The organism is Microbacterium sp. F2E (genome assembly GCF_020905435.1).
Lineage (GTDB): Bacteria > Actinomycetota > Actinomycetes > Actinomycetales > Microbacteriaceae > Microbacterium > Microbacterium lacticum.
The window spans coordinates 22,195-49,156 of record NZ_JAJJIB010000010.1; the positions used below are offsets into that span (position 1 = coordinate 22,195).

A 26,962-nucleotide genomic window follows, 5' to 3' on the forward strand; every position below is an offset into this window, starting at 1 on the left:
AGGCAAGGAGGCCACATGTCCGGACCGTCCAACGATGCCACCCCGCCGGGTGGCGTCGACTACATCGCGGTGGAGAAATCGCCGCCGTTCGTCGAGCTGAAGCGGCGCCATCGCAGGTTCGTCTGGCCACTCACCATCGCCTTCCTGGTGTGGTACTTCGCCTACGTGCTGCTCTCGTCGTTCGCGACCGAGTTCATGTCCACGCGCGTCTGGGGTGACATCACCGTGGGGCTGCTGCTCGGCCTCGGGCAATTCGTCACGACCTTCGCGATCACGATGGCGTACGTCTCCTACGCGAATCGCCGCGTCGACCCGCTGTCGGCCGAGATCCGCGGCGAGCTCGAGAAGCAGGAGGCGGGCGCATGATCCCCGTCGCCGCCTCGGCCCCCCTCGCGGTGCACGCCGCCGCCACGACGGCCGCCGACAACAACCCCGTGCTCAACATCTCGATCTTCGGCGCGTTCGTCGCGGTGACGCTGTTCATCGTCATCCGCGCGAGCCGCAACAACAAGACCGCGGCCGACTACTACGCCGCCGGACGCTCGTTCACCGGCCCGCAGAACGGGTTCGCCATCGCCGGCGACTACCTGTCGGCGGCGTCGTTCCTCGGCATCGTCGGCGCGATCGCGCTGAACGGCTACGACGGATTCCTCTATTCGATCGGCTTCCTGGTGGCGTGGCTGGTCGCGCTGCTGCTCGTCGCCGAGCTCATGCGCAACACCGGCAAGTTCACCATGGCCGACGTGCTGTCGTTCCGCCTGAAGGAGCGGCCCGTGCGCATGGCCGCGGCCATCACGACCCTCGCGGTGTGCTTCTTCTACCTGCTCGCGCAGATGGCCGGCGCCGGCGGCCTCGTCTCGCTGCTCCTCGGCATCCACGAGCAGATCGGCCAGTCGATCGTCGTCGCGGTCGTCGGGGTGCTGATGATCGTCTACGTGCTCATCGGCGGCATGAAGGGCACCACGTGGGTGCAGATCGTCAAGGCGTTCCTCCTCATCGGCGGCGCGATCGTCATGACGATCTGGGTGCTCGCGATCAACGGGTTCAGCCTGAACACGCTGCTCGAGTCGGCGGTCGCGGCCTCGACGACCGATCCGAAGGACGCGATCCTCGGCCCGGGTCTGCAGTACGGCAAGAACCCGTGGGACTTCATCTCCCTCGCCATCGCGCTCGTGCTCGGCACGGCCGGCCTGCCGCACGTGCTGATGCGCTTCTACACCGTGCCGACCGCCAAGGAGGCGCGTCGCTCGGTGGTCTGGGCGATCTGGCTGATCGGCCTGTTCTACCTGCTCACCCTCGTGCTCGGCTACGGCGCCGGGGCGCTCGTCACCCCCGATGTGATCCGTGCGGCTCCCGGCGGGGTCAACTCCGCCGCGCCGCTGCTCGCGCAGGCGCTCGGCGGTCCGCTGCTGCTCGGCTTCATCTCGGCGGTCGCGTTCGCGACGATCCTCGCCGTGGTCGCCGGGCTCACGATCACCGCGGCGGCCTCGTTCGCCCACGACATCTACGCCAACGTCGTGAAGAAGGGCAAGGTCGAACCGGATGCCGAGGTGAAGGTCGCCCGTCGCACGGTGATCGTCATCGGCGTGCTCGCGATCCTCGGCGGCATCGGCGTGCAGGGGCAGAACGTCGCGTTCCTCGTGGCGCTCGCCTTCGCCGTCGCCGCCTCGGCGAACCTGCCGACGATCCTGTACTCGCTGTACTGGCGCAAGTTCACCACGCGCGGCGCGGTGTGGAGCATGTACGGGGGCCTCGCCGCGGCGATCGTCCTCATCGTGCTCTCGCCCGTGTTCTGGGGCACCGAGACGAGCGTGTTCAAGAACGTCGGCACCGCGATCTGGCCGCTGAACAACCCTGGCATTGTCTCGATCCCGCTGGGCTTCTTCCTCGGCTGGCTCGGCTCGGTGACGTCGACCCGCAAGGAGGATCCGCGCAAGGCCGCCGAGATGGATGTCCGCTCGCTGACCGGCTACGGCGCGGAGAAGGCGGTCGAGCACTAGCGGCGAGTAGCCCGCAGGGCTCAGGCTCAGCGCCGGCACCCCGGCAGCGGCCCCGGAATCCCCCTCGGATTCCGGGGCCGCTCGCCGCGCGCGGCCTACACGCCCGCGGAGATCCGATGACCGGGGGATGCCCGGACGACCCGCTCCTCGAGGTCGAGGAGGAAGCGCTTGCGTTCGGGGTGGCCGCCGTACTCGCCGATCGAGCCGTCGCTGCGTACTACCCGGTGCACGGGGACCACGATCGAGATCGGGGTGCGCGCGCAGGCGGTGCCGACGGCGCGGTTCGCGCCGGGGGAGCCGGCGGCGACCGCCACGTCGGCGTACGAGCCGACCGCCCCGTAGGGGATCTCGCACACCGCTTCGAGCGCGGTGCGCACGAGGCCGTGCACGGCACGGAGGTCGAGCGGCACGTCGAAGTCCCGCAGCTCGCCCGCGAAGTACGCGTCGAGCTGGTCGGTGATCGGCCGCGTGGCGTCGTCGCCCGGCGCGAGCGCTGCGCCGAGGTGCTCGGTCAGCGCCGCGAGCGCGTGATCCCTGGCATCCACGTGCACCTCCAGCAGCTGCAGGGCGGCCAGGCCCTCGTCGGTGGCGACGACGAGAGCCTGGCCGATCGGTGTCGGGTGCACCGTGAACGCGGCGGGCCGGGATGCCGGCCGCCGCGAGGATGAGCGGGAAGTCATGTCTGCCATGATGGCCCGCGCCGCACGCGCCCCGGCGCCGGAAGGCCCGATCTGTGCACAGTGCGCCGAATCGGCCGATTGGGGAGGAGGCGGCGACGCAATCGCACGAAACCCGCCGCGCCAACGCGCTTCGGGGCGTGTCGGCGCCTAGGGTGTCGAGTGTGTGGCGAGGAGACGGCGGCGCCGTGCGAGGCGAGAGCGAGGCTGAGCACGTGCACTCGGTGACCCCAGCAGACCTGGACTTCGCCGAGCCCGGAGTGGTCGTCACGCACGTCGCCGAGGCGGAGCGCGCGCGGCTGCGCGAAGAGTCGGCGCACCTCGGTGGCCGTTCCACCCTGCTGCACTACACGGATGCCGGTGACGCCGGCATCGACATCACGAAGGCCCACCCCGGGAGCCTCCCGCAGTTCATCACGGGCCGGTCGACCCTGCTGTCGAACCTCTTCCGCGACGAGGTGGCCCTCCGCACCGCGCGACTCGCGGCCGAGCGCATCGCCGCGAAGGACGTGGAACTGCGCACCTCGCGGGGTCTCGACACCGTGCACCTCGCCGTGGCGATCGCCGCGTGGCGGATCGGCGGCGTCTCCTACGCCGCGCCGGTGCTGCTGCGCCCGCTCGCCATCCGGCGGCACCACCTCGACTTCGACCTGAAGCTGCACGGCTCGTTCACCGTCAACCCCGAACTCGTCGAGGCGGCGCGCACCCACTTCGGCATCTCGCTCGACGGCCGCGCGCTCGCCGAGCTCGCCTACGACGGCGGGGTCTTCAAGCCGCAGCCGGTCATCGACCACCTCCGCGCTCTGACGGCGCACGTCGACACGTTCACCGTGCTGCCGCGCCTGGTCGTCTCGACCTTCGCCGACGTGGCATCCGACATGGTGCGCGACGCCGCCGATCTCGACCACCCCGTGCTGAACGCCCTCGCCGGCCACGCCGCCGACCGCGAGGACCTCACCGTCGTGCGGCCGTTGTCGCCCCTGGTGAGCGCCGACGAGCGCCCGCCGGCCTCCGACCGGCTGCTGCTCGACGCCGACGCCGAGCAGGAGGCGGTGCTCGCCCGCATCCTCGCCGGTCAGTCGCTGACGGTGCAGACCCTTCCCGGCACGGGCGGCACCCAGACGGTCATCAACGCCGTCGGCGAGCTCGTCCGCGCCGGCAAGCGCGTGCTCGTGGTCAGCGCCCGCCGCTCGACGCTCGAGGGCGTGCGGCACCGCCTCGCGGGCATCGGCCTGCCGGGGCTCGCCGTCTCGCCCACGCGCCTGCACCGCGACCTCATCCGCGCGATCGGCCGCAACGAGAAGGCCGAGCAGCCCAAGGTCGCCGACGTCGACGATGCTCTCGTGCGCCTGCGGACGGTGCTGCGCGACTACCGCGACGCGCTGACACAGCGGCATCCGCAGCTCGGGATCTCGCCGCTCGAGGCCCTCCGCACCCTCACCGTCATCACGGGGCGCGACCCGCAGCCGGCGGCGCAGACGCGGTTCGACCTGCGCACGCTGCAGCTGCTGAGCACACGTCGCGCCGAAGCCGCGAAGGCGCTGTCGACGGCCGCCGGTCTCGGCGAGTTCCGCTTCGGTCCCGACGACTCGCCGTGGTACGCGGTCGCCTTCGCGACGACGCAGCAGGCCACCGACGCGCACGCCCTCGCGCAGCGCCTGCACCGCACCGAGGTGCCCGCCATCGTCGAGCGCGGCTACGAGCTGATCGCGCAGACGCGCATGCGCCCGTTCACGACGATCACCGAGCTCGGCGCCTACATCCAGCTGCTGCAGGGCATCCGCGGTTCGCTCGACAAGTTCAGCCTCACCGTGTTCGAGCGCCCGCTGGGCGAGCTCATCGGCGCCTACGCGGCCCGCCGCGACGCGCCCGAGCTCTCCGGTCCGCAGCGGCGCCGGCTCAAGCAGCTCTCGCGCGAGTACGTGCGACCGGGCATGCACGTCACCGACATGCACGAGGCGCTCCTGCGCGTGCAGCAGCAGCGCGGGCAGTGGCAGCAGCTGGTCGAGCCGGGCGTGCTCCCCGAACTGCCGATCGGCCTCGACGACGTCGCCGCCAGCTGGCAGCGCGTGAACGCCGACCTCGCCGCGCTCGACCAGGCGCTCGGACGCACCGAACCCCTGGCATCCCTTCCCATCCCGCACCTGCTGCGCACGCTCGCGGGTCTCGCCGCCGAGTCGGCCGTGTTCGACAACCTCGTCGAGCGCGCGACACTGCGCGGACGGCTCGCCGAGCTCGGCCTCGAGCCGCTGCTGACCGAGCTGTCGGTGCGGCACGTCCCCGAAGACCAGGTCGCCGCCGAGTTCGAGTTCGCCTGGTGGCAGTCCGCGCTCGAGGCGATGCTGCGCACCGACCGGGCCCTCCTCGGCGCCAACACGTCGGTCGTCGACCGGCTCGAGCGCGACTACCGCCTCGTCGACGAGGCGCACGCAGGCTCCGCGGGGCCGCTGCTGGCCGCCGAGCTCGCGACGAAGTGGAAGATCGCCGTCGTCGACGAGCCGGAGGAGGCGGCCGCGCTGCGGCACGCGCTGCGCTCGGGCGCGACCACTCCGGTCGAGCTCACCCACGCCGCGCCCACGCTGATGCGCACGCTCGCACCGGTGTGGCTCGCCTCGCCCTACGAGGTGCCCTCGATCCCGGCCGCCGCGCCCTTCGACGTCGTGATCGTCGCGGATGCCGCGGCGCTCTGCCTCGCCGAGGCCGCGCCCGCCCTCCGCCGCGCGCGCCAGGTCGTCGCGTTCGGCGACCCCGTGACCCAGCGCCCGACCCCGTTCAGAGTCGGCGCCGGCGACCCGCAGCCCGAGGACCGGATCGAGTTCGGTGCCGACTTCGATGAAGTGAGCGTCTTCGAGCGTCTCGTCGAGCTGCTCCCGACCGAGACCCTCACCCGCAGCTATCGCGCCGGCGGCGAAGACCTCGCCGAGCTCGTCAACACCGCCTTCTACGGCGGGCGTCTCGTCTCGCTGCCCTGGGCAGGGTCGTACCTCGGCCGCGGCAGCCTCAGCGTCGACTACGTCGAGGGCGGCACCGGCGCCCCCGACCCGATCACCGGCGCGGTGGAGAGCCCCGACGCCGAGGTGGCGCGCGTCGTGACCCTCGTCGTCGAGCACGCCGTGAACCGCCCGAACGAGACCCTCATGGTCGTCACCGCGTCGCGGCGGCACGCCGAGCGCGTGCGCGCGGCGGTCGCGTCGGCCTTCGCCGGCCGCGCCGACGTCGCCGACTTCGTCGGGCGCGACACCGCCGAGCCGTTCGCGGTGCTGGGGCTCGAGGACTCCGTCGCGGAGAGCCGCGACCGGGTCGTCTTCTCGCTCGGCTTCGGGCTCACCAAGCACGGCCGCGTGCTGAGCGACTTCGGCGACCTCTCCGGCGAAGACGGCGAGCGGCTGCTGACGGTCGGGATGACCCGGGCGCGCCGCTCCATGGTGATCGTCTCGTCGATCCGGCCGTCGGCGTTCGACGAGGGACGCCTCGAATCCGGGGCATCCACCCTCATGTCGATCCTCGGCGGCATCGCCGCGCGCGCCCGCGAAGCGCGCCTCGAAGACCTCGCCGACCCGCTGACCCTGACCCTCGCCCGGCACCTGCGGGCGCGCGGCGTCTCGGTCGACGTCGACTATCGCGGTCAGCTGCCGATCGTCGCGCAGTACCAGGGCAAGGCCGTCGTCGCCGAGAGCGACTCCGACACCGTGCGCGACACGCTGCGCGAGACGCTGCGCCTGCGCCCCCAGGTGCTGCGCCGCCTCGGCTGGCACTACATCCGCGTGCACGCGTTCGACCTGTACAGCGACCCGTCCGGCGTCGCCGAGCGCATCGCGGCGATCCTCGGTGTGCCGCCGGAGGGGCCCGCGGACCACGCGCAGACCCAGCCGATCGATGTCGTCTGAGCAGGGCCGCGCGAACGAGCACGACCCGGATGCCCCGCGCCAGCGCATCGTCCGCGTGCGCGGGTCGCGCCGGGCGCGGCTGACACCGGCGCCCGGCTCCGACCCCGAGCCGGAGGCGCCCCTCTCGCGCGACGACGATGCCCCCGCGCTCTCAGGGGAGGGGACGGGGGCATCGGGGCCGAACGACGAGCGCCTGCGTCGAGACGTGCCGCCGCACTACTGAGGCGCGGTGGCGACGTACGGCGTCGCCGCAGACGTCACTTCAGGTCGAGGTTCTTCCGCTCTTCGAGCAGGTCGCGGATCTGGACGAGGAGCTCCTGCTCGGTCGGCAGCGGCTCTTCCTTGTCCTGATCGACGCCGACCTTCGCGGCCTGACGCGCCTTCCACGTGTTCATCGGGTAGACGAACACGAGGTAGACGACCAGCGCCGTGATGAGGAACGTGACGATCGCGGTGATCAGGTTGCCGATCGGGAAGGTCACCTCGCCGTACAGGCCCTGCACGGTGAAGCCGATGTTGCCGCCCGCGTCCTGTTTCATGAAGAGGGCGAGGACGGGGTTGATGATCGCCTCGACGACCGTGTTGACGAGCGCGCTGAACGCCGCACCGATGACGACCGCGACGGCCAGGTCGATGACGTTGCCGCGCAGGATGAAGTCTTTGAAGCCTTTGATCATGTGGGTGCCCCCTCGGTCCCCGGCCTCGGCCGGTGTCAGGATCCCGACGATGCGGGCGAGGACGTTGCCTCGGACTTCAATGATGTCGGAGCGGGCGCATTCCCGCCACCTGCCGCGCCGGAGCCGCCCGCGCGCGAGTCGGTGCGGTAGAAGCCCGACCCGTTGAAGGTCACACCCACGGAGCCGTACTGCTTGCGCAGCGCGCCGCCGCAGACGGGGCACTCGGTGAGGGCGGCGTCGCTGAAGGACTGCACGGCGTCGAAGCGGTGCCCGCACTGCGTGCAGGCGTAGGCATAGGTCGGCATGGATACCTCGGTTTCGAAGGGGGAGAGTCAGCGGCGTGCGGGCGCCAGCGTGATGGTCTGAGTGGGGGTGACGACGCCGGTGACCGGCTGATCGTGCAGGTCGCGCGGCACCTCGTCGATCAGCTCGGAGTCGAAGATCACGGCGTAGACCGGGGGGCAGCGCTCCATCGAACCGATCGTCTTGTCGAAATAGCCGCGACCCCAGCCGAGGCGCATGCCGGTGCGGTCGACGGCCGCGGCGGGGATGATCAGGAGGTCGACATCGTTGACGGCGGAGGGGCTCAGCACCTCGCCGACGGGCTCGGGCACGCCGAACAACCCCTCGGCGATGTCGCCGGTCGGGTCGGCGACCGCCCAGTCGAGCAGGCCGTCGACGCGGGTGATCGGCAGCAGCACCCGGATGCCTCGGGCCATGGCATCCATGATGAAGTCGTGCGTCCCGGGTTCTGTCGGCGTCGAGAGGAAGCACGACACGGATCGGGCGCCCAGGCTCGCCACGAGGGCGTCGAGCTGCACCTTCACGCCCTCCGCCGCGGCCGCGCGGACCGCGTCGGAGTGCTGCTGGCGGCGTTCGCGCAGATCGGCGCGCAGAGCGCGCTTCGCGTCGTCGATCGCATCGGCCATGGTCCGATTGTAGGTGTCGTCGATCGTCATCAGCCGTTCCGTGCCGTGAAACACCGTGCGGGTAGGGTGAGGCCATGACAACGTCGCGCATCAAGGCCGTCATTCCCGCCGCGGGCCTCGGCACCCGGTTCCTTCCCGCCACGAAGGCGATGCCCAAGGAGATGCTGCCGGTCGTCGACAAGCCGGCGATCCAGTACGTCGTGGAAGAGGCGGTCGCCGCCGGAGCCGACGACATCCTCATCATCCTCGGCCGCAACAAGAACAACATCTCGAACCACTTCGACTCGGTGCCCGAGCTCGAGTCGAACCTCACCAACAAGGGCGACCTCGAGAAGCTGCAGCGCGTGCAGGCGTCGACCGATCTGGCCGACATCCACTTCGTGCGCCAGGGCGAGCCGAAGGGCCTCGGCCACGCGGTGCTGCGCGCCAAGCACCACGTCGGCGACTCCACGTTCGCGGTGCTGCTCGGCGACGACCTCATCGACGAGCGCGACCCGCTGCTCGAGAAGATGATCGCCGAGAACGAGCGCACCGGACTCACCGTCATCGCGCTCATGGAGGTCGACCCCGACCACATCCACCTCTACGGCGTCGCCTCCGTCGAGGAGACGGGCGACCCCGACGTCGTGAAGGTCACCGGCCTCGTCGAGAAGCCGAAGAAAGAGGACGCGCCCTCGAACTATGCGGTCATCGGCCGCTACGTGCTGGTGCCGGGCGTCTTCGACATCCTCGAGCGCACCGAGCCCGGCAAGGGCGGCGAGATCCAGCTGACCGACGCGCTCCAGGAGCTCGCGGTCACCGACGGCGTGCTCGGCGTCGTCTTCCGCGGTCGCCGCTACGACACCGGCGATAGGGTGGACTACATCAAGGCGATCGTTCAGCTGGCGTCCGACCGCGACGACCTCGGGCCGCAGCTGCGCCCGTGGCTCAAGGAGTTCGCCGCGCAGCTGTGACGCGTCACCGCGGCATCCGGCGAGGGCCCGGGGCCGGACGGGCCGGGGCCCGAGCATGAGGGAGAGTCGGTGGACCTGACGGTGCCGCGCCAGCACGGGCGCATCTCCATCCGCCTCGTCAAGCAGCGCGACGCCAAGACGCTGCAGAACGAGCTGCTGTCGAACCGGTCGTGGCTGCGTCCGTGGGAGGCGACGAGCCCCGACGGCGCCGTCTCGTTCGACATGCGCCTGGGCATCCGTCGCCTGCTGCAGCAGTACCGTGACGGCGACGGTGTGCCGCTCGTGATGGAGTACGACGGCGAGATCGCCGGGCAGCTGAACGTCTGGGGCATCGCGCGCGGGTCGCTCTCGTCGGCGACGATCGGCTACTGGGTGAGCGAACGGTTCGCCGGGCGCGGGATCACCCCCACGAGCGTCGCCCTCGCCACCGACCTGTGCTTCCGGGAGCTCGGCCTGCACCGGATGGAGATCTGCATCCGCCCGGAGAACACCGCGAGCCTCCGCGTCGTCCAGAAGCTCGGATTCCGCTACGAGGGGCTGCGGCGTCGGTTCATCCACATCGCGGGAGACTGGCGCGACCACCACGCCTTCGCGCTCGTCCGCGAAGAGGTGCCCGAGGGCGTGCTCCAGCGCTGGCTGAACGGCGACGTGCCGGAGGATGCCGCGGCGGTGCCGGGGCTCTGAGGATCGTCTCCCGGACGTCGCCGCAGCTTAAAGTTCGACTCGAAGGTCAGACACGCGGGACGGATGCCGGGTCTCGCGCCTCGGCGGCCCTACCGTGGAGCGCATGGGAGGCCAGGTTCTCGGCGGTGGTGTCATCGTCCTCGTCGCAGTCGTGCTGTGGCTCGTGTACCTGCTGCCCTCCTGGCAGGGGCGCCACCAGTTCTACGCCGCCGAGCGGAATGCCGTGCGGCTCAACCAGGCCCTCCGCATCCTCGCCGAGACGAGCGAGATGCCCCAGGAGGTGCGCCTCGAGCTCAACGCCCGCACCGCCCTCGCCCAGCAGCGCCTCGCGCGGCAGGCGCAGTCGGAGCGCGAAGGCGCCGAACTCGAGCGCGCTCGCGCCGAGCTCGCGCTGACGAAGCTGCAGGCCCGCGCCGACGCCGCTGCCGCCCGAGCGGACGCGGTCGCCGCCCGGGAGCTCGCTGCGGCCCAGACGCGCGCCGCGATGGCCCGCCCCGAGCTGCGCCGCGCGCGGGCGCGGCGGCGCGCTCGGCTCTCGACGACGTTCGTCGGCGCGCTCGCGATCGGTCTCGGCGTGTGGGGCGGGATCGGCCTCGCCGCCGGCGGATCGGCCCTCCTCCTCTGGATCGCCGCGCCGGTCGCCCTCGCCTGCGTGCTCCTGCTCCGTCGGATGAGCGTCGTGACCCGCCGGGCCGTGGCACCGGAGGTCGCCGCACCGGTCGTGCGGACCGCGGCCGAGATGCAGGACGTCGCCCTGGCCTCCGACCGCGTCGCCTGGACGCCCCGCGAGCTTCCGCGGCCCCTCACCGCTTCGGCGGGATCGCGCGCCGCGACCGTGCTCGATGAGGCCGAGGCGCGGGCGGCGTTGCGCCGGGCCGCGACCGAGGAGCGCATGCGGGCGCGCGCCGAGCAGCTGCGCCCCGCGAGCCTCGACCGGGCGCGCGCCGCGCGCGACGAGGAGTTCGCCGGCGGCCCCGCCGCGGGCGACGAGGCCATCGAGGCGCACGTGCGATGGCTGCTCGAGCGTCGCGCCAGCGGGCAGTAAGTCGGCGCGGCTGGGCCGCCGTGGCTCAGCCGACGAGGAGCCTGCCGACGGCGATCACCGCGTCGCGCGGGAGAGTGCGCACCAGGGCATCCATCGCGTTCTCCGCGTCGAGCAGCACGATGTCGGCCCGGGCGCCGACGACGAGGCCGCCCTCCGGCAGTCCGGCGAACGGCGTCGCGGCTCCCGTGGCGAGGTCGACGACGCGGCGCAGGTCGTCGTCGCGCACGATGCCGGCTGCGCGGGCGTACTGCCACGCGATGCCGAGCAGGTCACCGGTGCCGTACGGGCTCCACAGGTCGCGGATGCCGTCGGTGCCGAACCCGAGGCGCACGCCCGCGGCATCCAGCTCGGCGAGCGGCAGCTGCGGGAGGCGGAGCGGCGCCACCGTCGTCATCGTGACCCCGAGTTCGCCCATCCGCGCGAGCAGGTCGCGCCGCCGCGCCGGATCGAGCTGGCTGACAGCGAAGCCGTGCGCGATGTTCACGCGTCCGACGAGCCCCAGCGCCTCCGCGCGGTCGACGATCAGCTCGATCTGGAACGCGCCGAGCTCCGCCGGGTCGTGCAGGTGGATGTCGACGCCCACGCCGTGCTCGGCGGCGAGCGCGAGCACGGCGTCGATCTGTCCGACCGGGTCGCGATCGATCGTCGCCGGGTCGAGGCCGCCGAGGTGGTCGGCGCCGGCGCGGGCCGCATCGGCGAGCAGCTCGAGCACGCCGGGGCGGCGCAGCACGCCGTCCTGCGGGAACGCGACGACCTCGACGGTGAGCGCGTCGCCGTAGTCGGCGACCGCCTCGCGGACGACCTCGATGCCGCGCAGGCCGAGCCCCGGGTCGACGTCGACGTGCGTGCGGATCGCGGTCGTGCCGTGGCGCACGAGCTCGGTGAGCACGCGCTGCGTGATGCCGAGGGACGGAATGCAGAGCTCGTCGCGGCGGGCGCGCTCGTGGCGGATGCGACCCTCGGTGCCGCCCTCGCCGCCGTACGACTGCCAGGGGAGCCCCCACCACGACTTGTCGACGTGCGCGTGCGTGTTGACGAGCCCGGGGAGTGTGTTGTCCCTCCATCCTGGTGGTGCACGAGGGGCCGAAGAGGCGTGATAACCTAGTTCTCGGTTCACGGGCCTATGGCGCAGTTGGTAGCGCGCCTCGTTCGCATCGAGGAGGTCAGGAGTTCGAATCTCCTTAGGTCCACCCGTTCGAGAACGAAAGAAAACCCCCGCTCAGCGGGGGTTTTCTTTTGTCTCCGCCGGCGGGCCTCAGCCCGCCACGGCGGCCGCCTCGCGGGCGCGCAGGTCTTTGCGGAGGATCTTTCCCGAGCTCGACTTCGGGATCGCCTCGATGAACTCCACGCGGCGCACCTTCTTGTACGGCGCGACGTTCTCGGCGACGAACGCCTTCACCTCGTCCTCGGTGAGACCGGAGTCGGGCGCCGCCACGATGAACGCCTTCGGGATCTCCTCCCGCTCGTCGTCGAGCACGCCGATCACCGCGGCATCCATCACCTTCGGGTGGCTGAGCAGCAGCGCCTCGAGCTCCGCGGGTGCGATCTGGTAGCCGTGGTACTTGATGAGCTCCTTGACCCGCTCGACGATCGAGAAGTACCCGCCCTCGTGATAGACGGCGACGTCGCCGGTGTGCAGGTAGCCGTCGGCGTCGAGGGTCTCGGCCGTGGCATCCGGCTTGTTCAGGTAGCCGAGCATGACGTTCGGTCCCTTCACCCACAGCTCGCCCGCGCGCGTCTGACCGTCGTCGCCGATCTCGGTGATCTCCTCGCCCGTCTCGGTGTCGACGAGCTTGCAGGTGATGTTCGGCAGGATCGTGCCGACCGAGCTCACCGGGATGTCGTCGCGGCTGTACGGCATCGCGTGGGAGACCGGGCTCAGCTCGCTCATGCCGTAACCCTGCATCATGCGGGCGCCGAGGCGTCGGCCGGCGATCTCGGCCGTCTCGCCGTCGAGCGGGGCGGCGCCGGAGAAGATCGTGTGCACCGTCGAGATGTCGTACTGGTCGACGATCGGGTGCTTCGCGAGGGCGACCGCGATCGGCGGCGCGATGTAGAGGTACGTGCAGCCGAAGTTCTGGATGTTCTCCAGGAACTGCACCAGGTCGAAGCGCGGCATGGTCACGAGGGCGGCGCGCTGCTTGAGCGCCAGGTTCAGCAGCACCGTCATGCCGTAGATGTGGAAGAACGGCAGCACCGCGAGCACGCGGTCGGTGTTCTTCAGGTCGATGTTGATGCGGCACTGCGCGACGTTCGCGACGAGGTTGCGGTGGCTCAGCATCACGCCCTTGGGGATGCCCGTGGTTCCCGACGAGTAGGGGAGCACGGCGACGTGCGTCGCCGGATCGAAGCTCACGTCGGGGGCGGGCCGGCCCTCGGTCAGCAGACCGCGCAGGTTCGGGTGCTCCGGGGCCGTCTCGGCGGAGCCGTCGAGCACGATGAGGTGGTCGGCGGGGAGTCCGACCGCGTCGGCGGCGGCCTTCGCCTGGGGGAGCAACGGGCTCACCGTGACGAGCCAGGTCGCCCCGGCGTCGCGCAGCTGCTTCTCGATCTCGCCCGGCGTGTAGAGCGAGTTGATCGTCGTGACGGTCGCGCCGGCGCGCAGGATGCCGTGGAACACCGTCGCGAACGCGGGGACGTTCGGGCACAGCAGCCCGACGACCGTGTCGGTGCCGACCTCGCGCGCCGCGAGCGCGCCGGCGAACGCGTCGACCTGCGCCTTCAGCGCGCCGTAGGTGGTCTCGGCGCCGGTCGCGGGATCGATGAGCGCGATGCGGGCGGCGTCGTCGGCGCTGAGATCGCCGAACAGATCGTCGTAGATGCTCGTCGCAGGGATCTCGACATCGGGGAAGGGGCTGGTGAACACGGGCGGTCTCCTTCGACGTGGGTTCCGGCGGCGGTGCCGGTGCCCCCATCCTGGCATCACCGGGGACGCGGTTCCACTGTCGGCGGAACCGCGTTCCCGGTGTGTTCGCTGTGCATTGCGCGGTGCGGGCGGCTCAGGCGTGTGGGCGCGGTGGGGGCTCGGCGGCTCAGGCGCCGGCGGGCACGGCGGATGCCTCGCGCAGCCGCGCCGCGGCGCGCTGCTCGGCGGCGTCGAGCGGCGTGATGCCCTGCGCCGAGGCATCCTCGAACAGCGACCGCACGGCGTCGCCGATGCCGGCGACCCGGTCCATGATCTCGGCGCGGGAGCCGAGCCGCTTCGCCTCGAGGTCGAGGTAGACGACGCCGCCCGCGTTCACGACGAAGTCGGGCGCGTACAGGATGCCGCGGGCCGCGAGCCGGTCGGCGCCGGAACGGTCGGCGAGCGGGTTGTTGGCCGGGCCGCAGACCGCGCCGGCGGCGAGGGCGTCGATGACCTCGTCGTCGAGGACGCCGCCGATCCCCGCGGGCACGAAGAGGTCGGCCGGCACGAGGTGCTCGGTGCCGGGCTCGGTCCACTCGGCGCCCAGGTCGGCGGCGAGGGAGCGCTTCGCGGGGTTCACGTCGGTGACAGTCAGCACAGCGCCCTCGGCGGCGAGACGCACGGCGAGACGACCGCCGACCTGCCCGAGGCCCGAGATCGTGATGCGGCGCCCGGCGACGGCGGGGGACCCCGTGACCTGCTCGAGGGTTGCGCGCAGCGACTCGTAGACGCCGAGGCTCGTCGGGCCCGCCGGTTCGCCCGAGCCGCCCGCCGAATCGGGGAGGCCGACGACGTGCGCGGTGCGCTCGCTGACGGTGAGCATGTCGTCGGTCGTCGAGCCGACGTCTTCGGCGGTGCGGTAGAGGCCGTCGAAGCGCTCGACGGCGTCGCCGAGGTCGAGGAAGGCGGCGCGGCGCCGGTCGGCGTCGAACGTCACCCCGGGCGGCAGGCAGATGACGGACTTGCCGCCCCCGGCATCCAGCCCCGCAGCGGCGTTCTTCAGGGTCATCGCGGCGGAGAGCCGCAGGGCGTCGCCGACGGCGTCGCTCCAGTGCGGATACGTCCACAGGCGGGCGCCGCCGAGGGCGGAGCCGAGAGCCGACGAGTGCAGCGCGACGGTGATGACGAGGCCGCTGCGCGGGCCCGTGGTCACCTCCACGCGTTCGTGGGTGAGATCGGGCAGGGGCAGGGTGTGCGTCATCGCGTCCTCTTTCGGCTGGCCTTGTGGGCTGTGCTCGGCGAGCGCCGCGGCTTTGCGGCGTCGGTCCCATTGTGCCACCGGCCTCGCCGGGTGTGGGGAGCGGCGCTGGCGGGCGGGTGGCGGGCGGGTGGCCGGGGTTTGCGTGCCGGGCCGGTGCGCAATGCAGGAGATCTGTGCCCCGCGGGGCGCTGCGGGTCCGATTCGGCGGCTTCGCAGCCGGATCTCCTGCATTCGTCACGGCCGCCCTCCGCCATCGCCTCCTCCCCAGCCGGCGATTCCGGTGACCTGTCCACAATTCGGCCATCGGCCGCTCCCCGCGCCCCCGCACGGCGGGAGAGTCGGCCTGTGTTCGACATCAGCCACGCCCCGCTCGCCCGCTCCGCCGCACCGGTGCCCGTCAGCTGGCCGGTGTGGTCGCGCGCCGACCTCGTCGGCTCCGGATTGACGTGGCGGCACATCGGCGAAGCGGTGGCGGCGGGCGCCGTCCACCGGGCCCGCCGCAACGCCTACCTGCCCGGGGACGTGGACGCCGCGACGCTCGCCGCGTCCGAGATCGGTGGGCAGCTCGCGTGCGTCTCCGAGCTGGCGAGGCGAGGCGTGTTCGTCCTCGACTCAGCAGTGCTGCATGTGCGGGTCCCGGCCCGCGCCGGCCGCCTGCGCGGAGACCTCCGGAGGGTGCGGGTGCACTGGAACGGCGCGTGCCGGGCGCGGGTCGCGAACGTCGAACTGCTCGACGCGCTGACCGATGCCGTGCAGTGTCAGGGGGCCACAGCGGCGATCGCCACGCTGGACTCCGCCTTGAATCGGGGGCTTCTCGACGAGAACGGCCTGGCGGAACTGGCGCGGCGCGTGCCGCAGCGGCAGCGCGTGCTGCTCCGCCTCGTGGATGCGGCGGCCGAGGCCGGCAGCGAGAGCATCCTGCGCCTCGTGCTCCGGAGACTCGGTTTCCACGTCGAAAGCCAGGTGTCGATCCTGGGCGTCGGGCGGGTCGACTTCCTCGTCGACGGGTGGCTGATCATCGAGTGCGACAGCGAGGCCCATCACGCGGACTGGGCGCAGCAGAAGCGGGACCGGCGGAGGGATCAGGCCGCGGCGGCGCTCGGCTATGCGACCTACCGGCCGATCGCCGAGGACATCTTCTGGCATCGGGAGGCGGTCGTCGCCGCGCTCGTCGGCCTGCGCGAGATGTGGGCGGCGACGGCGGCGCGGCGAGCCGTGACGACTGCAGGAGATCCTGCGCCGAGAACGCGGAAACGTCGCCCGACGCGGGTCGGCGCGCCGCTTCTCCTGCGTTAGTCACCGGATCGGGCGGCGACGCGGATCGCGCTCGCCGGGCGGCCGCTAGGCTCGGGCCATGTCCGACACCCTGTCGCCCCGGAGCCTGCTCGTCCAAGACGCCCTGCGTCAGTCGGGGATATCGGGGGAGATCGTCATCCTGCCGGATGCCGCGTCGACGGCCGCGCTCGCCGCGGCGGCGCTCGGGGTCGAAGTCGGCGCGATCGCGAACAGCCTCGTGTTCTGGTCGGACGGCGAGCCGCTCCTCGTGATGACGAGCGGCGCGCACCGCGTCGACACGACCGCCCTCGCGACGCGCCTCGGCCGGGAGAACATCGTCCGCGCGAGCGTCGACCAGGTGCGAGCGGCCACCGGCCAGGCCATCGGCGGCGTCGCGCCCACCGGTCACCCGGCTCCCGTCGTCACCGTCGTCGACGAGGCGCTCGCCGCCTACCCCGAGATCTGGGCGTCGGGCGGCACGCCGCACACCGTTTTCCCGCTGACCTTCGGCGAGCTCGTCCGCCTCACCGGCGGCACCGTCGTGGCCGTCGCCGGCGACTGACGGCGGAGCCCGCTACCGCCCGGCCGGCTCGGGCCGCGCGCCGAGCACGTCCCACGCGGTCACCGCGGCAGCCGCCGACCACGCCTGCGGGCGGCAGGCGGCGGGGTACGGCGCCGGGCGAGGCGTCTCGGTGCCGCGTCACCAGCGTGCAGCTCGGGCACGCGGTAGTCGAACGCCTCCGCGGCGGCGAGCATCCCCGCGACCACCTCACGGGCGGGACCGTCGAGTCCTGCGCGGGCCATGCCGCGCGCGACGATCGCGGTGTCGTGCGTCCAGACGCTACCGCCGTGGTAGCTGAGCGGCCAGTAGCCGCCGGAGGTCGTGGCGAGCGTGCGCAGCCCGAAACCGGACCGTGAAGACGATGATGATGAGGAAGAGGATGAAGGCGATCGCGGCGCCGATGCCCCAGTTCTGGTTCTGGAACGCGGCGGTGTACGACAGGTAGGCGGGGGTCACGGTCGTCTTCGCCGGACCGCCCTGCGTGCCGGTGTAGATCTGGTCGAACACCTGCGAGCAGCCGATCAGTCCGAGCGTGATGACGGTGAAGAGGGTCGGGCGAAGCTGCGGCAGGGTGATGTACCAGAACCGCTGCCAGCCGTTCGCGCCGTCGATCATGCCGGCCTCGGTGAGCTCGTACCCGACGTTCTGCAGCGCCGCGATGAACAGCAGCATGAACGTGCCGCTCGTCGTGAAGACCGCCATGAGGATCAGCGCGGACATCGCGACCGAGGGGCCGGACAGCCAATCCCACCACGATACGCCGAGGAAGTCGGAGCCGGTGAGCGTCGTCGAGACGCCGAGGGCGCCGAGAGCGACGTGGACGATGCCCCGCGGGTCGCTGAACCAGTTGGGTCCTTCGTCGCCGAGCCGGGCGATGATCGCGTTGACCGGGCCGGCGAAGGAGAAGAGGAAGAGCCAGAGCACGGTGATCGCGACGGAGCTCGTCACCGACGGGAAGGAGAAGGCGGTGCGGAAGAACCCGCGCCCGCGGAGGATCCGCCGACTGATCGTCGAACCCCGTCTCGTCGTGCGCTGAGTGCGCTGAGTCGGGGGCGTCGCCGCTGTGCGCGGATCAGCCGAGGCGCGCGTCAGCTGATGAGGCGCGCGGATCAGCCGATGCGTCGTGCGAGCTCGGCCGCCGCGGGGGCGACGGCGGCTGCGAGACGCGCCGGGTCGACCTCGTCGCCCTGCCAGGTGACCGCGACCGCGGCGACGGGCCATCCGGCGTGGTCGCGCACGGCGACGCCGACGGAGCGGAACCCGAGCGTGACCTCGCCGTCCTCGGTCGCGTAGCCGGTGGTGCGCGCCTCGCGGAGGATCGCCCGGAGCGCCGACGGGTTCTGCGGACCCTGGCCGGTGCGATCGGCGAACACGGCCGCGTCGGGGTACAGCGCGCGCACCTGCTCGCGGGGGAGCGCGGCGAGCATCGCGCGCCCGGTCGCGGTGAGGTGGGCGGGAAGGCGCACGCCGACATCCGTCACGAGCGCCGGGCGGCGGGGTGCGCGCTCCTCGACGATGTAGACGACGTCGCGTCCGCTCATGACCGCGAGGTGGACGCTCTCGCCCGTGCGGTCGGCGAGGGATGCCACGAGGGGGCGGCCGAGCCGGGCGAGCGGCTGCTGGCGCGCGTAGCCGCCCGCGAGCTCGAACGCCGCGGTGCCGAGCCCCCAGCGGCGCTCCGCCTCGAGGTGCACGACGAACCCGTGGGCGGCCATCGCGTGCAGCAGATGGTAGACGGATGACCGCGGGATCCCGAGCTGGTCGGCGATCGTCCGCGCGGCGACCGGACCGCGCTGGCGCGAGAGGAACGCGAGGATCCGTAGCGTCTGATCGGCCGCGGGCACCTGCGGCGCCGGCTGGGTGTCTGGGATCACAGACACAGCATGCCAGGAAAGCCTGGTCCCCGCCCGCTTCCCGCGGTGGAATCGGTGCATGAGCTCTTCCACCCCGCCGGCGGCCGCCACGACCGACGCCACGACCGACGCCGACACGATCACCGTCGGCGCACGTTCGCTCACCCCCGCCGAGGTCGTCGCCGTCGCCCGCAGCGGCGCGCGCGTCGAGATCGCCCCGGACGCCCGCGCCCGCGTCGCCGCCGCCCGAGACCTGATCGAGCGCCTCGCCGACCACCCCGAGCCGCACTACGGCATCTCGACCGGGTTCGGGGCGCTCGCGACCACGTTCATCGCACCCGAGCGGCGACGTCAGCTGCAGGCATCCCTCATCCGCTCGCATGCCGCGGGAACCGGCGCTGAGGTCGAGCGCGAGGTCGTCCGCGCGCTCATGCTGCTGCGCCTGCAGACCCTCGCGACGGGGCACACCGGCGTCAGGCCCGTCGTCGTCGACACGTATGCGGCGATGCTCGACGCGGGCATCACCCCGATCGTCCGCGAGTACGGGTCGCTCGGCTGCTCGGGCGATCTCGCGCCGCTGTCGCACGTCGCGCTCGCGGCGCTCGGCGAGGGGCGGGTGCGCACCGCGGACGGCGAAGAGACGGATGCCGCGAGCGCACTCTCCGCCGCCGGGATCGCTCCGCTCGTGCTCGAGGAGAAGGAGGGCCTCGCCCTCATCAACGGCACCGACGGCATGCTCGGTATGCTCCTCCTCGCCATCCACAACCTCGAGAACCTCCTCGATGTCGCCGACGTCGCCGCGGCCCTCTCGGTCGAGAGCCAGCTCGGCACCGACGCCGTGTTCGCCGCCGACCTCATGGCGCTCCGCCCGCAGGTGGGACAGGCCGACTCGGCGGCGCGGCTGCGCGCCCTCCTCGCCGGATCGGCGATCATGGCGAGCCACCGCGACCCCGCGGTGTGCACGCGCGTGCAGGACGCCTACTCGCTGCGCTGCTCGCCGCAGGTGCACGGCGCCGCGCGCGACACCCTGACGCACGCGGCGCTGATCGCCGGCCGCGAGCTCGCCGCTGCGGTCGACAACCCGGTGGTGACCTCCGACGGGCGCGTCGAGTCGAACGGCAACTTCCACGGCGCACCCGTCGCGTATGTGCTCGACTTCCTCGCGATCGTGGCCGCCGACGTGGCATCCATCTCGGAACGCCGCACCGACCGGGCGCTCGACCGCACCCGCAGCAACGGGCTGCCGCCGTTCCTCGCCGACGAGGTCGGCGTGGACTCGGGCCTTATGATCGCGCAGTACGCCGCGGCCGGGATCGTCTCCGAGCTCAAGCGCCTCGCGGTGCCGGCCTCGGTCGACTCGATCCCGTCGTCTGCGATGCAGGAGGACCACGTCTCGATGGGCTGGGCCGCGGCGCGCAAGCTGCGCCGTGCGGTCGACGGCCTCGCGCGCGTGCTCGCCATCGAGATCGTGACCGGATGCCGCGCCCTGGACCTCCGCGCCCCGCTCGAACCGGCCCCCGCCACCGGCGCGGTGCGCGACCTCGTGCGCGCGGCCGGGGTCGCCGGGCCGGGTCCGGACGCCTTCGTCAGCCCCGACATCGAGGCCGTGACGCAGCTCGTGCTCTCGGGCGCGGTCGCGCGCGCCGCGGGTGACGCCGTGGCCGCGTTCACAACGTCGGATTTCTCGGCCTGAAAGGATCCGAACAGCCATGATCACGCCCGCTGACGACCGAAACTCCGACGTTGTGAACACGCCCGCCCGGCCACCCGTCCGCGCGCCGCGAGGCGCCGAGCGCACCGCGAAGAGCTGGGGCGCCGAGGCGGCCAAGCGGATGCTGATGAACAACCTCGACCCCGAGGTCGCCGAGCACCCCGAAGACCTCGTCGTCTACGGCGGCACCGGCCGTGCCGCGCGGTCGTGGGCGGCATACGACGCGATCGTGCGCACCCTCGACGAGCTCGAGCCCGACGAGACCCTGCTCGTGCAGTCGGGAAAGCCCGTCGGCGTCTTCCGCACGCATGAGTGGGCGCCGCGGGTGCTCATCGCGAACTCGAACCTCGTCGGCGACTGGGCGACCTGGCCCGAGTTCCGCCGGCTCGAAGAGCTGGGACTCACGATGTACGGCCAGATGACGGCCGGATCGTGGATTTACATCGGCACGCAGGGCATCCTGCAGGGCACGTACGAGACCTTCGCCGCGGTCGCCCGCTCGCTCGGGCGCGAGAGCCTCGCCGGCACCCTGACCCTGACGGCGGGCGCCGGCGGCATGGGCGGCGCGCAGCCGCTGGCGGTGACGCTCAACGACGGTGCGGTGCTGATCGTCGACGTCGACGAGTCGCGCCTGCGCCGCCGCGTCGAGCACGGCTACCTCGACGAGTACACGACCGACCTGGACACCGCGGTCGCGCGCGTGTCGGCGGCGAAGGCCGCCGGCGAGGCGCGCAGCGTCGGCGTCGTCGGCAACGCGGCCGAGGTCTTCCCCGAGCTGCTGGGCCGTCAGGTGGCGGGCGAGATCGCGATCGACATCGTCACCGACCAGACGAGCGCGCACGACCCGCTCGCCTACCTGCCGATCGGCATTCCGGTCGCGGAATGGAAGGATGCCGCCGCGTCCGACCCGGCGGCGTTCACCGACCGGGCACGCGCGTCAATGGCGGCGCACGTCGCCGCGATGGTCGGCTTCCAGGACGCGGGCGCGGCGGTCTTCGACTACGGCAACTCGATCCGCCGCGAGGCAGAGCTCGGCGGCTTCGAGCGCGCCTTCGCGTTCCCCGGCTTCGTGCCGGCGTACATCCGGCCGCAGTTCGAGGAGGGCCGCGGCCCGTTCCGCTGGGTCGCGCTGTCGGGCGATCCGGCCGACATCGCGAAGACCGATCGCGCCGTCATGGAGCTCTTCCCGGACGACGCCGGGCTCCGCCGCTGGCTGACCCGGGCGGGGGAGACCGTGCACTTCGAGGGCCTGCCGGCGCGGATCTGCTGGCTCGGCTACAAGGAGCGCCACCTCGCCGGGCTGCGGTTTAACGAGATGGTCGCGTCGGGCGAGCTCGCCGGCCCCATCGTGATCGGCCGCGACCACCTCGACGCCGGATCGGTCGCGAGCCCCTACCGAGAGACCGAAGCGATGGCCGACGGCTCCGACGCGATCGCCGACTGGCCGCTGCTGAACGCGCTGCTGAACACGGCGTCCGGGGCATCCTGGGTGTCGATCCACCACGGCGGCGGCGTCGGCATCGGCCGCTCGATCCACGCCGGGCAGGTGACCGTCGCCGACGGCACGGACCTCGCCGCCGAGAAGATCGAGCGCGTGCTCACGAACGACCCCGGCACGGGCGTCATGCGGCACGTGGATGCCGGATACGAGCGTGCCCGCGAGGTCGCGCGCGAGCGCGGGCTCACGATCCCGATGCTGGACACGCCGTGACCGACCTGCTCATCACGAACATCGGCGAGCTGACGACGAACGTCGTGGGCCTCGGCGACGACGCGGCCGACCCGACCGGCCTCATCCGCGACGCCGCCCTGCTCGTCCGCGGCGGCCGCGTCGCCTGGGCCGGCCGCGCGGCGGATGCCCCCGCCGCCCCCGCGAGACACCGTTCGCGCGCCGAGACACCCGCGATGGACCGGAGTCTCGGCGCACAGGCGGTGTCTCGCGGCGAGCTGCCCGGCGAGCTGCCCGGCGAGGTGCGCGTCGTGGATGCCGGGGGGCGCGCCGTCGTGCCGGGGTTCGTCGACAGCCATACGCACCTCGTGTTCGGCGGCGACCGGGCCGACGAGTTCGAGGCGAGGATGGCCGGGGTTGCGTATGCCGCGGGCGGCATCCGTCGCACGGTCGCCGCGACGCGGGCTGCGAGCGACGACGAGCTGCGTGCCCGACTCGGCCGGCTGACCGCCGAGCTGCACGCGCAGGGCACGACGACGTTCGAGATCAAGACGGGCTATGACCTCACGGTCGACGGCGAAGCGCGGCTCGCGCGCCTCGCCGCCGAGGCCACGGGCGAGGTGACGTTCCTCGGTGCGCACGTCGTTCCCGCCGAGTACGTCGACGACCGCGAGGCCTACCTCGATCTCGTGACCGGACCGATGCTCGACGCGGTGCGCCCGCACGCGCGCTGGATCGACGTCTTCTGCGAGACGGGCGCCTTCACGCCCGCCGAGTCCGAGCGCGTGCTCCGCGCCGGAATCGCGGCGGGCCTCCGCCCCCGCGTGCACGGCAACCAGCTCGGCGAGGGGGAGGGCGTGCGCCTCGCGGTCGCCCTCGGCGCGGCATCCGTCGACCACTGCACCTACCTCAGCGACGCCGACGTCGCCGCGCTCGCCGGCAGCGACACCGTCGCGACGCTGCTGCCGGGGGTCGAGTTCTCGACGCGGCATCCGTACCCCGACGCCCGCCGCCTGCTCGACGCGGGGGTCACCGTCGGCCTCGCGAGCGACTGCAATCCCGGCACGAGCTTCACCTCGTCGATGCCGCTCATGATCGCCCTCGCCGTGCGTGAGATGGGTATGACCATCGCCGAAGCGGTGTGGGCCGCGACGGCCGGCGGGGCGCGGGCGCTCGAGCGCTCCGACGTCGGCCACCTCGGTGCGGGAGCGCGGGCCGATCTCGTGATCCTCGACGCGCCGACGCGCACGCACCTCGCCTATCGCCCGGGTGTGCCGCTCGTGCACGAGGTCTACCGCGGGGGCGTGCCGTTGCGCTGAACCAGGCCCCGCGCGCGAGACGAGCCCTCGAGATCAGGGAGCGTCGAAGCTCCAGGCATCCGGATCGACCGCCGTCGCCACGTCCCAGTCAGAGCTCTCCCACCGGAACGTGGCGACGGCGCACGTCGGCATGTGACCGATCGCGCCGCTTGAGAGGCGCTCGGCGAGCACTGTCATCCCGGGATCGTGTGCGACGACCATCACGGCGTCGACACCGCGCTCCGCGGCGGCGGCCAGCAGGCGCGGCGCCGGTGCGCCGTACAGGTCGGGGTCGAGCTCGGGTTCGAGACCGAGCGCCGCGCCGAAGAACGCCGCGGTGGTGCGGGCGCGGAGCGCGGTCGACGACAGCAGCACGTCGAGGCGGACGTCGGATGCCTCGAGCGCCGCCGCCAGGCGCCGGGCCTGTGCCGGCGCGTCGCGCATCCCGCGGGCGTTCAGCGGCCGGTCGTGGTCGTCGAGCGACGGGCTGCCCCAATCGCTCTTCGCGTGGCGCACGAGTACGAGCGTCGTCATCGAGTGGCTCCCTTCCGGGCGTGCAGGCCCGCGAGAAGTTCCAAAACGCACAGGGCGGCGAGGCGCACGGTGCGTCCGTCCGGCGTATCCGCCGTCGCGTCGACCTCGACGATGTCGGCGCTGCGCACCCGCGGGTCTGCGGCGATGCCGCGCACGAGCGCCCGCAGCTCCCACGCCTGCAGCCCGCCGGGAACCGAGGCGGGACAGCCCGGCGCGACCGAGCGATCGCAGACGTCGACGTCGATGTCGAGATGGATGCCCCCGCCGGCCGTCGCAGCGGCCGCCCCGCCGCCGGCGATCTCGCGCGCCTCCGCGACGGCGTCATCGATGCCGCGGCGACGCAGCTCGTCGAGGGTGATCACCCGGATGCCGAGGTCCGCGGCTCGCCGCGCGTAGGCGGCGGAGTTCGCGAAGTCGGCGATGCCGAGCTGCACGATGCGGCGCGGGTCGAGTCCGTCCTCGACGAGGCGGCGCACGGGGGAGCCGTTGGACACCCCGTCGCGGAGGTCGAAGTGCGCGTCGAGGGTGATGAGCCCGGCCGCCCCGGCGCCCTGCGCCGCCGCGTAGGTCACGGAGTTGTCGCCGCCGAGCACGACGACGAGGTCGGATGCCTCGGCGAGCGCCTCCACTCGCGTACGCAGGCGGGCCTCGCCCTCGGGTCCATCGGGATCGCCGACGTCGCCGGCATCGGCGATCTGGAGCTCCTCGGCGAGGTCGATCGGCGGCGGCCCGAGCAGCGTCGGGCTGAAGCGGCGGAGCGCCTCGCGGACGGCGCCGGGCGTGGCGTCGGCGCCGGTGGGCGACAGCGAGGTGCGGTGCGTGGGCGCGCCGAGCAGCACCGCGTCGACCCGGTCACCCGGCGCTGGGGCCGGCCACCCGCCCGCGCGCGGCCAGAGCGGATCGTACGAGGGTGGACCGGGCGAGGGTTCGCCGTGCGAGGGCGTGCCGTGCGGGGGCGCGCTCATCCGACGTACACCCAGGCCTCTCGCCCGTTCGCGAGGCGCACCCGCGCGCGGCGGTACAGCGCCGCCTCGAACTCGTCGGCGGCGTCGAGCTCTTCGCTCGTGACGTGCACGACCGTGCCGACGACCTTGTCGAGGGCGTTGCCGGTGTGCCGGAGCACGGGATGCACCGACGGTCCCGCCACGTCGGAGAGGCGCGCGTCGTCGATCTCGATGTAGTCGATCGTGTACCCGGGCAGCGTCGCGGGCTGCGACACGACGAGGCGCCCGAACGTGTCGAGCTGCACCTCGGCATCCTGCAGGCTGCCGTAGGTGAACAGCAGCTGGTCCGGCTGTTCGCTCACGCCCCCACGGTACTCCCGGTGCTCCGGCGGGGCGAGGACGGCGCTCACGTGAGCACGGCCTGCGCGATCGCATAGATCGCGAGGCCCGCGAGCGCACCCACGATCGTGCCGTTCAGGCGGATGTACTGCAGGTCGCGGCCGACCATCAGCTCGATCTTCTCGGTGGTCTCGGCCGGGTCCCACTTCTCGACGGTGTCGGTGATGATCGAGGCGATGTCGTGGCGGTAGCGGTCGACGAGGAAGACGGCGGCGTCGGCGACCCGGGTGTCGACCCGCTCCTGCAGCGCCGTGTCGGAGGCGAGCCGGTCGCCGACCTCGACGAGGGCCGCGCTCATGCGGCGCCGCAACGCGCTCTCCGGGTCGGCCAGGCTCCGCAGGAGCCCCGCCTTCGCGGTGTTCCACGCCTCGGCGGCGAGCTCGCGCACGCGCGGGCTGTCGAACACCGCGCTCTTGGCGTCTTCGAGCCGGGCGATCGTCGCCGGATCGTGCTGCAGGTTCTCGGCCAGGCGCGTCAGGTAGCGGTCGATGGCGTGGCGGGCGGGATGCTCGGGATCGGCCTGCACGGCCGCCGCGAACTTCACCGCCTCGTGATAGACGGTGTCGTCGACGAGCCGCATCGCCACCGACGGCACCCACGACGGCAGGCGGCGCGAGACGAGCCCGGTGAACGAGTCGCGGTTGGCCTGCAGCCAGGTCGAGATGCTGTCGACGGCGAGGTCGACGGCGCCGTGGTGCGCCCCGGCATCCACCACCCGTTCGAGCCACCCGCCCATCGTCGGCGCCCACTCCGGCTGGAGCAGGTGCTCGCGGGCGAGATCGCCGATGAGGTCCTGCACCTCGTCGTCGCTGAGCGCATTGAGGATGCCGGTGGCCATCGCCGAGGCCTCGCGAGAGACCAGCTCGGCGTTCTCGGGCCGGCGCAGCCACGCGCCGGCGGTCGCGGCGATGTTCGTCGATTCGAGCTTCGCGCGCACGACGTCGCCCTCGAGGAAGTTCGTCTCGATGAACTCGCCCAGGCTCCGGCCGATCTCGTCCTTGCGCTTCGGGATGATCGCGGTGTGCGGGATCGGGATGCCGAGGGGGTGGCGGAAAAGCGCCGTGACGGCGAACCAGTCGGCCAGGGCACCGACCATGCCGCCCTCCGCCGCGGCGCGCACGTAGCCGAGCCACGGGTAGCGGTCCTGCAGCGTGAACGCGATGACGAAGACGACCGCCATGAACACCAGCGCGCCGAGGGCGACGCCCTTCATGAACCGCAGCGATCGGCGCCGCTCCTGATCGGCAGGGCTGAGGAGTTCGGTCGGTGTGCGGGCCATGCCGTCAGTTTCGCACGGTGGTCAGGCCGCGGCGTATCCTTGCGGCGTGATCGACGACTTCAAGAAGCGTGCCCTGCACCGCACGAGCATCCTCGAAGGTCAGGTGCGAGGCCTCGCCAAGATGATCGAGAACGAGGACTACTGCATGGACATCATCGCCCAGTCGCGTGCCGTGCAGAAGGCGCTCGCGTCGCTCGACAAGCTGCTCATCGAGAACCACCTGCGCACCCACGTGGCGCACATGTTCGCCGAGGGCGGCGCCGAGCGCGAGCAGGCCGTCGCCGAACTCCTGAAGGCCTACGACCTCGAGAGCCGCTGACCTGCGGCGGCGCTCCGGCGCCCGTCGCTCGGGCGCCTGGTCGCCGGACCCCGGCCGGCGTCGTGCACACGGGCATCCGCGTCGGCGCAACTGCAAGGGTTCGTGCGCGACACGCCGGATGGATGCCCGTGACGGCGGCGTGTCGGGTCGAAACCCTTGCA

The 26,962-nt window shown here is 72.5% G+C and carries 25 protein-coding genes, 1 tRNA gene and 2 pseudogenes; 14 read left to right on the forward strand and 14 right to left on the reverse strand.

Annotation, left to right across the window (positions count from 1 at the left end; translation table 11 throughout):
- Positions 1–15: 15 nt before the first annotated feature.
- Positions 16–366 (forward strand): DUF485 domain-containing protein, encoded by a 351-nt coding sequence (locus LOK55_RS09100; protein WP_229935128.1) that lies wholly within the window; start codon positions 16–18, stop codon positions 364–366.
- Positions 363–2,000, forward strand: a complete 1,638-nt coding sequence (locus tag LOK55_RS09105) for a cation acetate symporter (RefSeq protein ID WP_229935129.1) — start codon at positions 363–365, stop codon at positions 1,998–2,000. The genes LOK55_RS09100 and LOK55_RS09105 overlap by 4 nt, the downstream gene beginning before the upstream one ends.
- Positions 2,001–2,095: 95 nt before the next feature.
- Here LOK55_RS09105 and LOK55_RS09110 read toward each other — a convergent pair whose 3' ends face one another.
- On the reverse strand, positions 2,096–2,680 hold the full coding sequence (locus LOK55_RS09110) for a methylated-DNA--[protein]-cysteine S-methyltransferase (protein ID WP_229935130.1): 585 nt from the start codon (positions 2,678–2,680) through the stop codon (positions 2,096–2,098).
- A gap of 185 nt (positions 2,681–2,865) precedes the next feature.
- Here LOK55_RS09110 and LOK55_RS09115 point away from each other — a divergent pair, with 185 nt between their 5' ends.
- Together LOK55_RS09115 and LOK55_RS09120 are read left to right on the forward strand one after the other, a co-directional pair.
- Positions 2,866–6,564: an AAA family ATPase gene (locus tag LOK55_RS09115; RefSeq protein WP_229935201.1), complete on the forward strand. Its 3,699-nt coding sequence runs from the start codon at positions 2,866–2,868 to the stop codon at positions 6,562–6,564.
- Positions 6,554–6,787, forward strand: coding sequence for a hypothetical protein (locus LOK55_RS09120; protein WP_229935131.1), 234 nt, complete (start codon positions 6,554–6,556; stop codon positions 6,785–6,787). Before LOK55_RS09115 ends, LOK55_RS09120 begins: the two co-directional genes overlap by 11 nt.
- A 34-nt stretch (positions 6,788–6,821) precedes the next feature.
- On the opposite strand, the gene mscL is transcribed toward LOK55_RS09120, so the two are convergent.
- Genes mscL through LOK55_RS09135 form a run of 3 tightly spaced genes read right to left on the reverse strand, consistent with a single transcriptional unit; the run spans position 6,822 to position 8,170 of the window.
- The gene (gene mscL, locus LOK55_RS09125) at positions 6,822–7,241 is read right to left on the reverse strand and encodes a large conductance mechanosensitive channel protein MscL (RefSeq protein WP_229935132.1); all 420 of its coding nucleotides are present in this window, start codon (positions 7,239–7,241) and stop codon (positions 6,822–6,824) included.
- Positions 7,242–7,276: 35 nt separating this feature from the next.
- Positions 7,277–7,546, reverse strand: a complete 270-nt coding sequence (locus LOK55_RS09130) for an FmdB family zinc ribbon protein (protein ID WP_229935133.1) — start codon at positions 7,544–7,546, stop codon at positions 7,277–7,279.
- 27 nt (positions 7,547–7,573) lie between these two features.
- The gene (locus LOK55_RS09135; protein WP_229935134.1) at positions 7,574–8,170 is read right to left on the reverse strand and encodes a 5-formyltetrahydrofolate cyclo-ligase; all 597 of its coding nucleotides are present in this window, start codon (positions 8,168–8,170) and stop codon (positions 7,574–7,576) included.
- 74 nt (positions 8,171–8,244) lie between these two features.
- On the opposite strand from LOK55_RS09135, the gene galU reads away from it, so the two are divergent.
- From galU to LOK55_RS09150, 3 genes are all read left to right on the forward strand, one after another.
- Positions 8,245–9,123: a UTP--glucose-1-phosphate uridylyltransferase GalU gene (gene galU, locus LOK55_RS09140; RefSeq protein ID WP_229935135.1), complete on the forward strand. Its 879-nt coding sequence runs from the start codon at positions 8,245–8,247 to the stop codon at positions 9,121–9,123.
- A gap of 69 nt (positions 9,124–9,192) precedes the next feature.
- A complete protein-coding gene (locus tag LOK55_RS09145) occupies positions 9,193–9,807 on the forward strand; it encodes a GNAT family N-acetyltransferase (RefSeq protein WP_141920104.1) in 615 nt (204 codons plus the stop codon).
- Between the two features lie 103 nt (positions 9,808–9,910).
- Positions 9,911–10,852 (forward strand): large exoprotein, encoded by a 942-nt coding sequence (locus LOK55_RS09150; protein ID WP_229935136.1) that lies wholly within the window; start codon positions 9,911–9,913, stop codon positions 10,850–10,852.
- 25 nt (positions 10,853–10,877) lie between these two features.
- On the opposite strand, the gene LOK55_RS09155 is transcribed toward LOK55_RS09150, so the two are convergent.
- Positions 10,878–11,969, reverse strand: a complete 1,092-nt coding sequence (locus tag LOK55_RS09155; protein WP_229935137.1) for an amidohydrolase family protein — start codon at positions 11,967–11,969, stop codon at positions 10,878–10,880.
- Here LOK55_RS09155 and LOK55_RS09160 point away from each other — a divergent pair.
- Positions 11,970–12,042: transfer RNA gene (locus tag LOK55_RS09160), tRNA-Ala, on the forward strand.
- Between the two features lie 65 nt (positions 12,043–12,107).
- Here the strand turns inward: LOK55_RS09160 and LOK55_RS09165 are convergent.
- Positions 12,108–13,718, reverse strand: coding sequence for an AMP-binding protein (locus LOK55_RS09165; protein WP_229935138.1), 1,611 nt, complete (start codon positions 13,716–13,718; stop codon positions 12,108–12,110).
- 166 nt (positions 13,719–13,884) lie between these two features.
- Positions 13,885–14,958 carry a Glu/Leu/Phe/Val dehydrogenase family protein gene (locus LOK55_RS09170; RefSeq protein WP_229935139.1) on the reverse strand — a complete coding sequence of 358 codons (1,074 nt, stop codon included), beginning with the start codon at positions 14,956–14,958 and terminating at the stop codon, positions 13,885–13,887.
- 345 nt (positions 14,959–15,303) lie between these two features.
- Between LOK55_RS09170 and LOK55_RS09175 the strand changes: the two genes are divergently transcribed.
- Both LOK55_RS09175 and LOK55_RS09180 read left to right on the forward strand, forming a co-directional pair.
- Entirely contained in the window at positions 15,304–16,254 is a 951-nt protein-coding gene (locus LOK55_RS09175; RefSeq protein ID WP_229935140.1) for an endonuclease domain-containing protein, read from the forward strand.
- 58 nt (positions 16,255–16,312) lie between these two features.
- Positions 16,313–16,795 (forward strand): YbaK/EbsC family protein, encoded by a 483-nt coding sequence (locus LOK55_RS09180; protein WP_229935141.1) that lies wholly within the window; start codon positions 16,313–16,315, stop codon positions 16,793–16,795.
- Between the two features lie 12 nt (positions 16,796–16,807).
- Here LOK55_RS09180 and LOK55_RS09185 read toward each other — a convergent pair.
- The 3 genes and pseudogenes from LOK55_RS09185 to LOK55_RS09195 form a co-directional block, all read right to left on the reverse strand.
- A pseudogene (locus LOK55_RS09185) lies at positions 16,808–17,148 on the reverse strand (amylo-alpha-1,6-glucosidase); the annotation flags it as partial.
- A pseudogene (locus LOK55_RS09190) lies at positions 17,075–17,803 on the reverse strand (carbohydrate ABC transporter permease); the annotation flags it as partial. The pseudogenes LOK55_RS09190 and LOK55_RS09185, both read right to left, overlap by 74 nt.
- Before the next feature lie 101 nt (positions 17,804–17,904).
- On the reverse strand, positions 17,905–18,675 hold the full coding sequence (locus tag LOK55_RS09195; protein WP_374107642.1) for an IclR family transcriptional regulator: 771 nt from the start codon (positions 18,673–18,675) through the stop codon (positions 17,905–17,907).
- Positions 18,676–18,727: 52 nt separating this feature from the next.
- Here LOK55_RS09195 and hutH point away from each other — a divergent pair, with 52 nt between their 5' ends.
- The 3 genes from hutH to hutI are packed head-to-tail and all read left to right on the forward strand — an operon-like array spanning position 18,728 to position 23,347.
- Positions 18,728–20,341 (forward strand): histidine ammonia-lyase, encoded by a 1,614-nt coding sequence (gene hutH / locus LOK55_RS09200; RefSeq protein ID WP_229935142.1) that lies wholly within the window; start codon positions 18,728–18,730, stop codon positions 20,339–20,341.
- 16 nt (positions 20,342–20,357) lie between these two features.
- On the forward strand, positions 20,358–22,070 hold the full coding sequence (hutU, locus tag LOK55_RS09205) for a urocanate hydratase (RefSeq protein WP_229935143.1): 1,713 nt from the start codon (positions 20,358–20,360) through the stop codon (positions 22,068–22,070).
- Positions 22,067–23,347: an imidazolonepropionase gene (gene hutI / locus LOK55_RS09210; protein ID WP_229935144.1), complete on the forward strand. Its 1,281-nt coding sequence runs from the start codon at positions 22,067–22,069 to the stop codon at positions 23,345–23,347. Before hutU ends, hutI begins: the two co-directional genes overlap by 4 nt.
- 33 nt (positions 23,348–23,380) lie before the next feature.
- On the opposite strand, the gene LOK55_RS09215 is transcribed toward hutI, so the two are convergent.
- From LOK55_RS09215 to LOK55_RS09230, 4 genes are read right to left on the reverse strand one after another with little or no spacing between them, the layout of a single operon-like run.
- Positions 23,381–23,860: a histidine phosphatase family protein gene (locus tag LOK55_RS09215; protein ID WP_229935145.1), complete on the reverse strand. Its 480-nt coding sequence runs from the start codon at positions 23,858–23,860 to the stop codon at positions 23,381–23,383.
- Positions 23,857–24,825 carry an arginase family protein gene (locus tag LOK55_RS09220; protein WP_229935146.1) on the reverse strand — a complete coding sequence of 323 codons (969 nt, stop codon included), beginning with the start codon at positions 24,823–24,825 and terminating at the stop codon, positions 23,857–23,859. The genes LOK55_RS09215 and LOK55_RS09220 overlap by 4 nt, the downstream gene beginning before the upstream one ends.
- Positions 24,822–25,166, reverse strand: a complete 345-nt coding sequence (locus LOK55_RS09225; protein WP_196324321.1) for a gamma-glutamylcyclotransferase family protein — start codon at positions 25,164–25,166, stop codon at positions 24,822–24,824. The genes LOK55_RS09220 and LOK55_RS09225 overlap by 4 nt, the downstream gene beginning before the upstream one ends.
- 44 nt (positions 25,167–25,210) lie before the next feature.
- On the reverse strand, positions 25,211–26,482 hold the full coding sequence (locus LOK55_RS09230) for a DUF445 domain-containing protein (protein ID WP_229935147.1): 1,272 nt from the start codon (positions 26,480–26,482) through the stop codon (positions 25,211–25,213).
- 46 nt (positions 26,483–26,528) lie between these two features.
- On the opposite strand from LOK55_RS09230, the gene LOK55_RS09235 reads away from it, so the two are divergent.
- Positions 26,529–26,801 (forward strand): metal-sensitive transcriptional regulator, encoded by a 273-nt coding sequence (locus LOK55_RS09235; RefSeq protein WP_229935148.1) that lies wholly within the window; start codon positions 26,529–26,531, stop codon positions 26,799–26,801.
- Positions 26,802–26,962 lie beyond the last annotated feature (161 nt).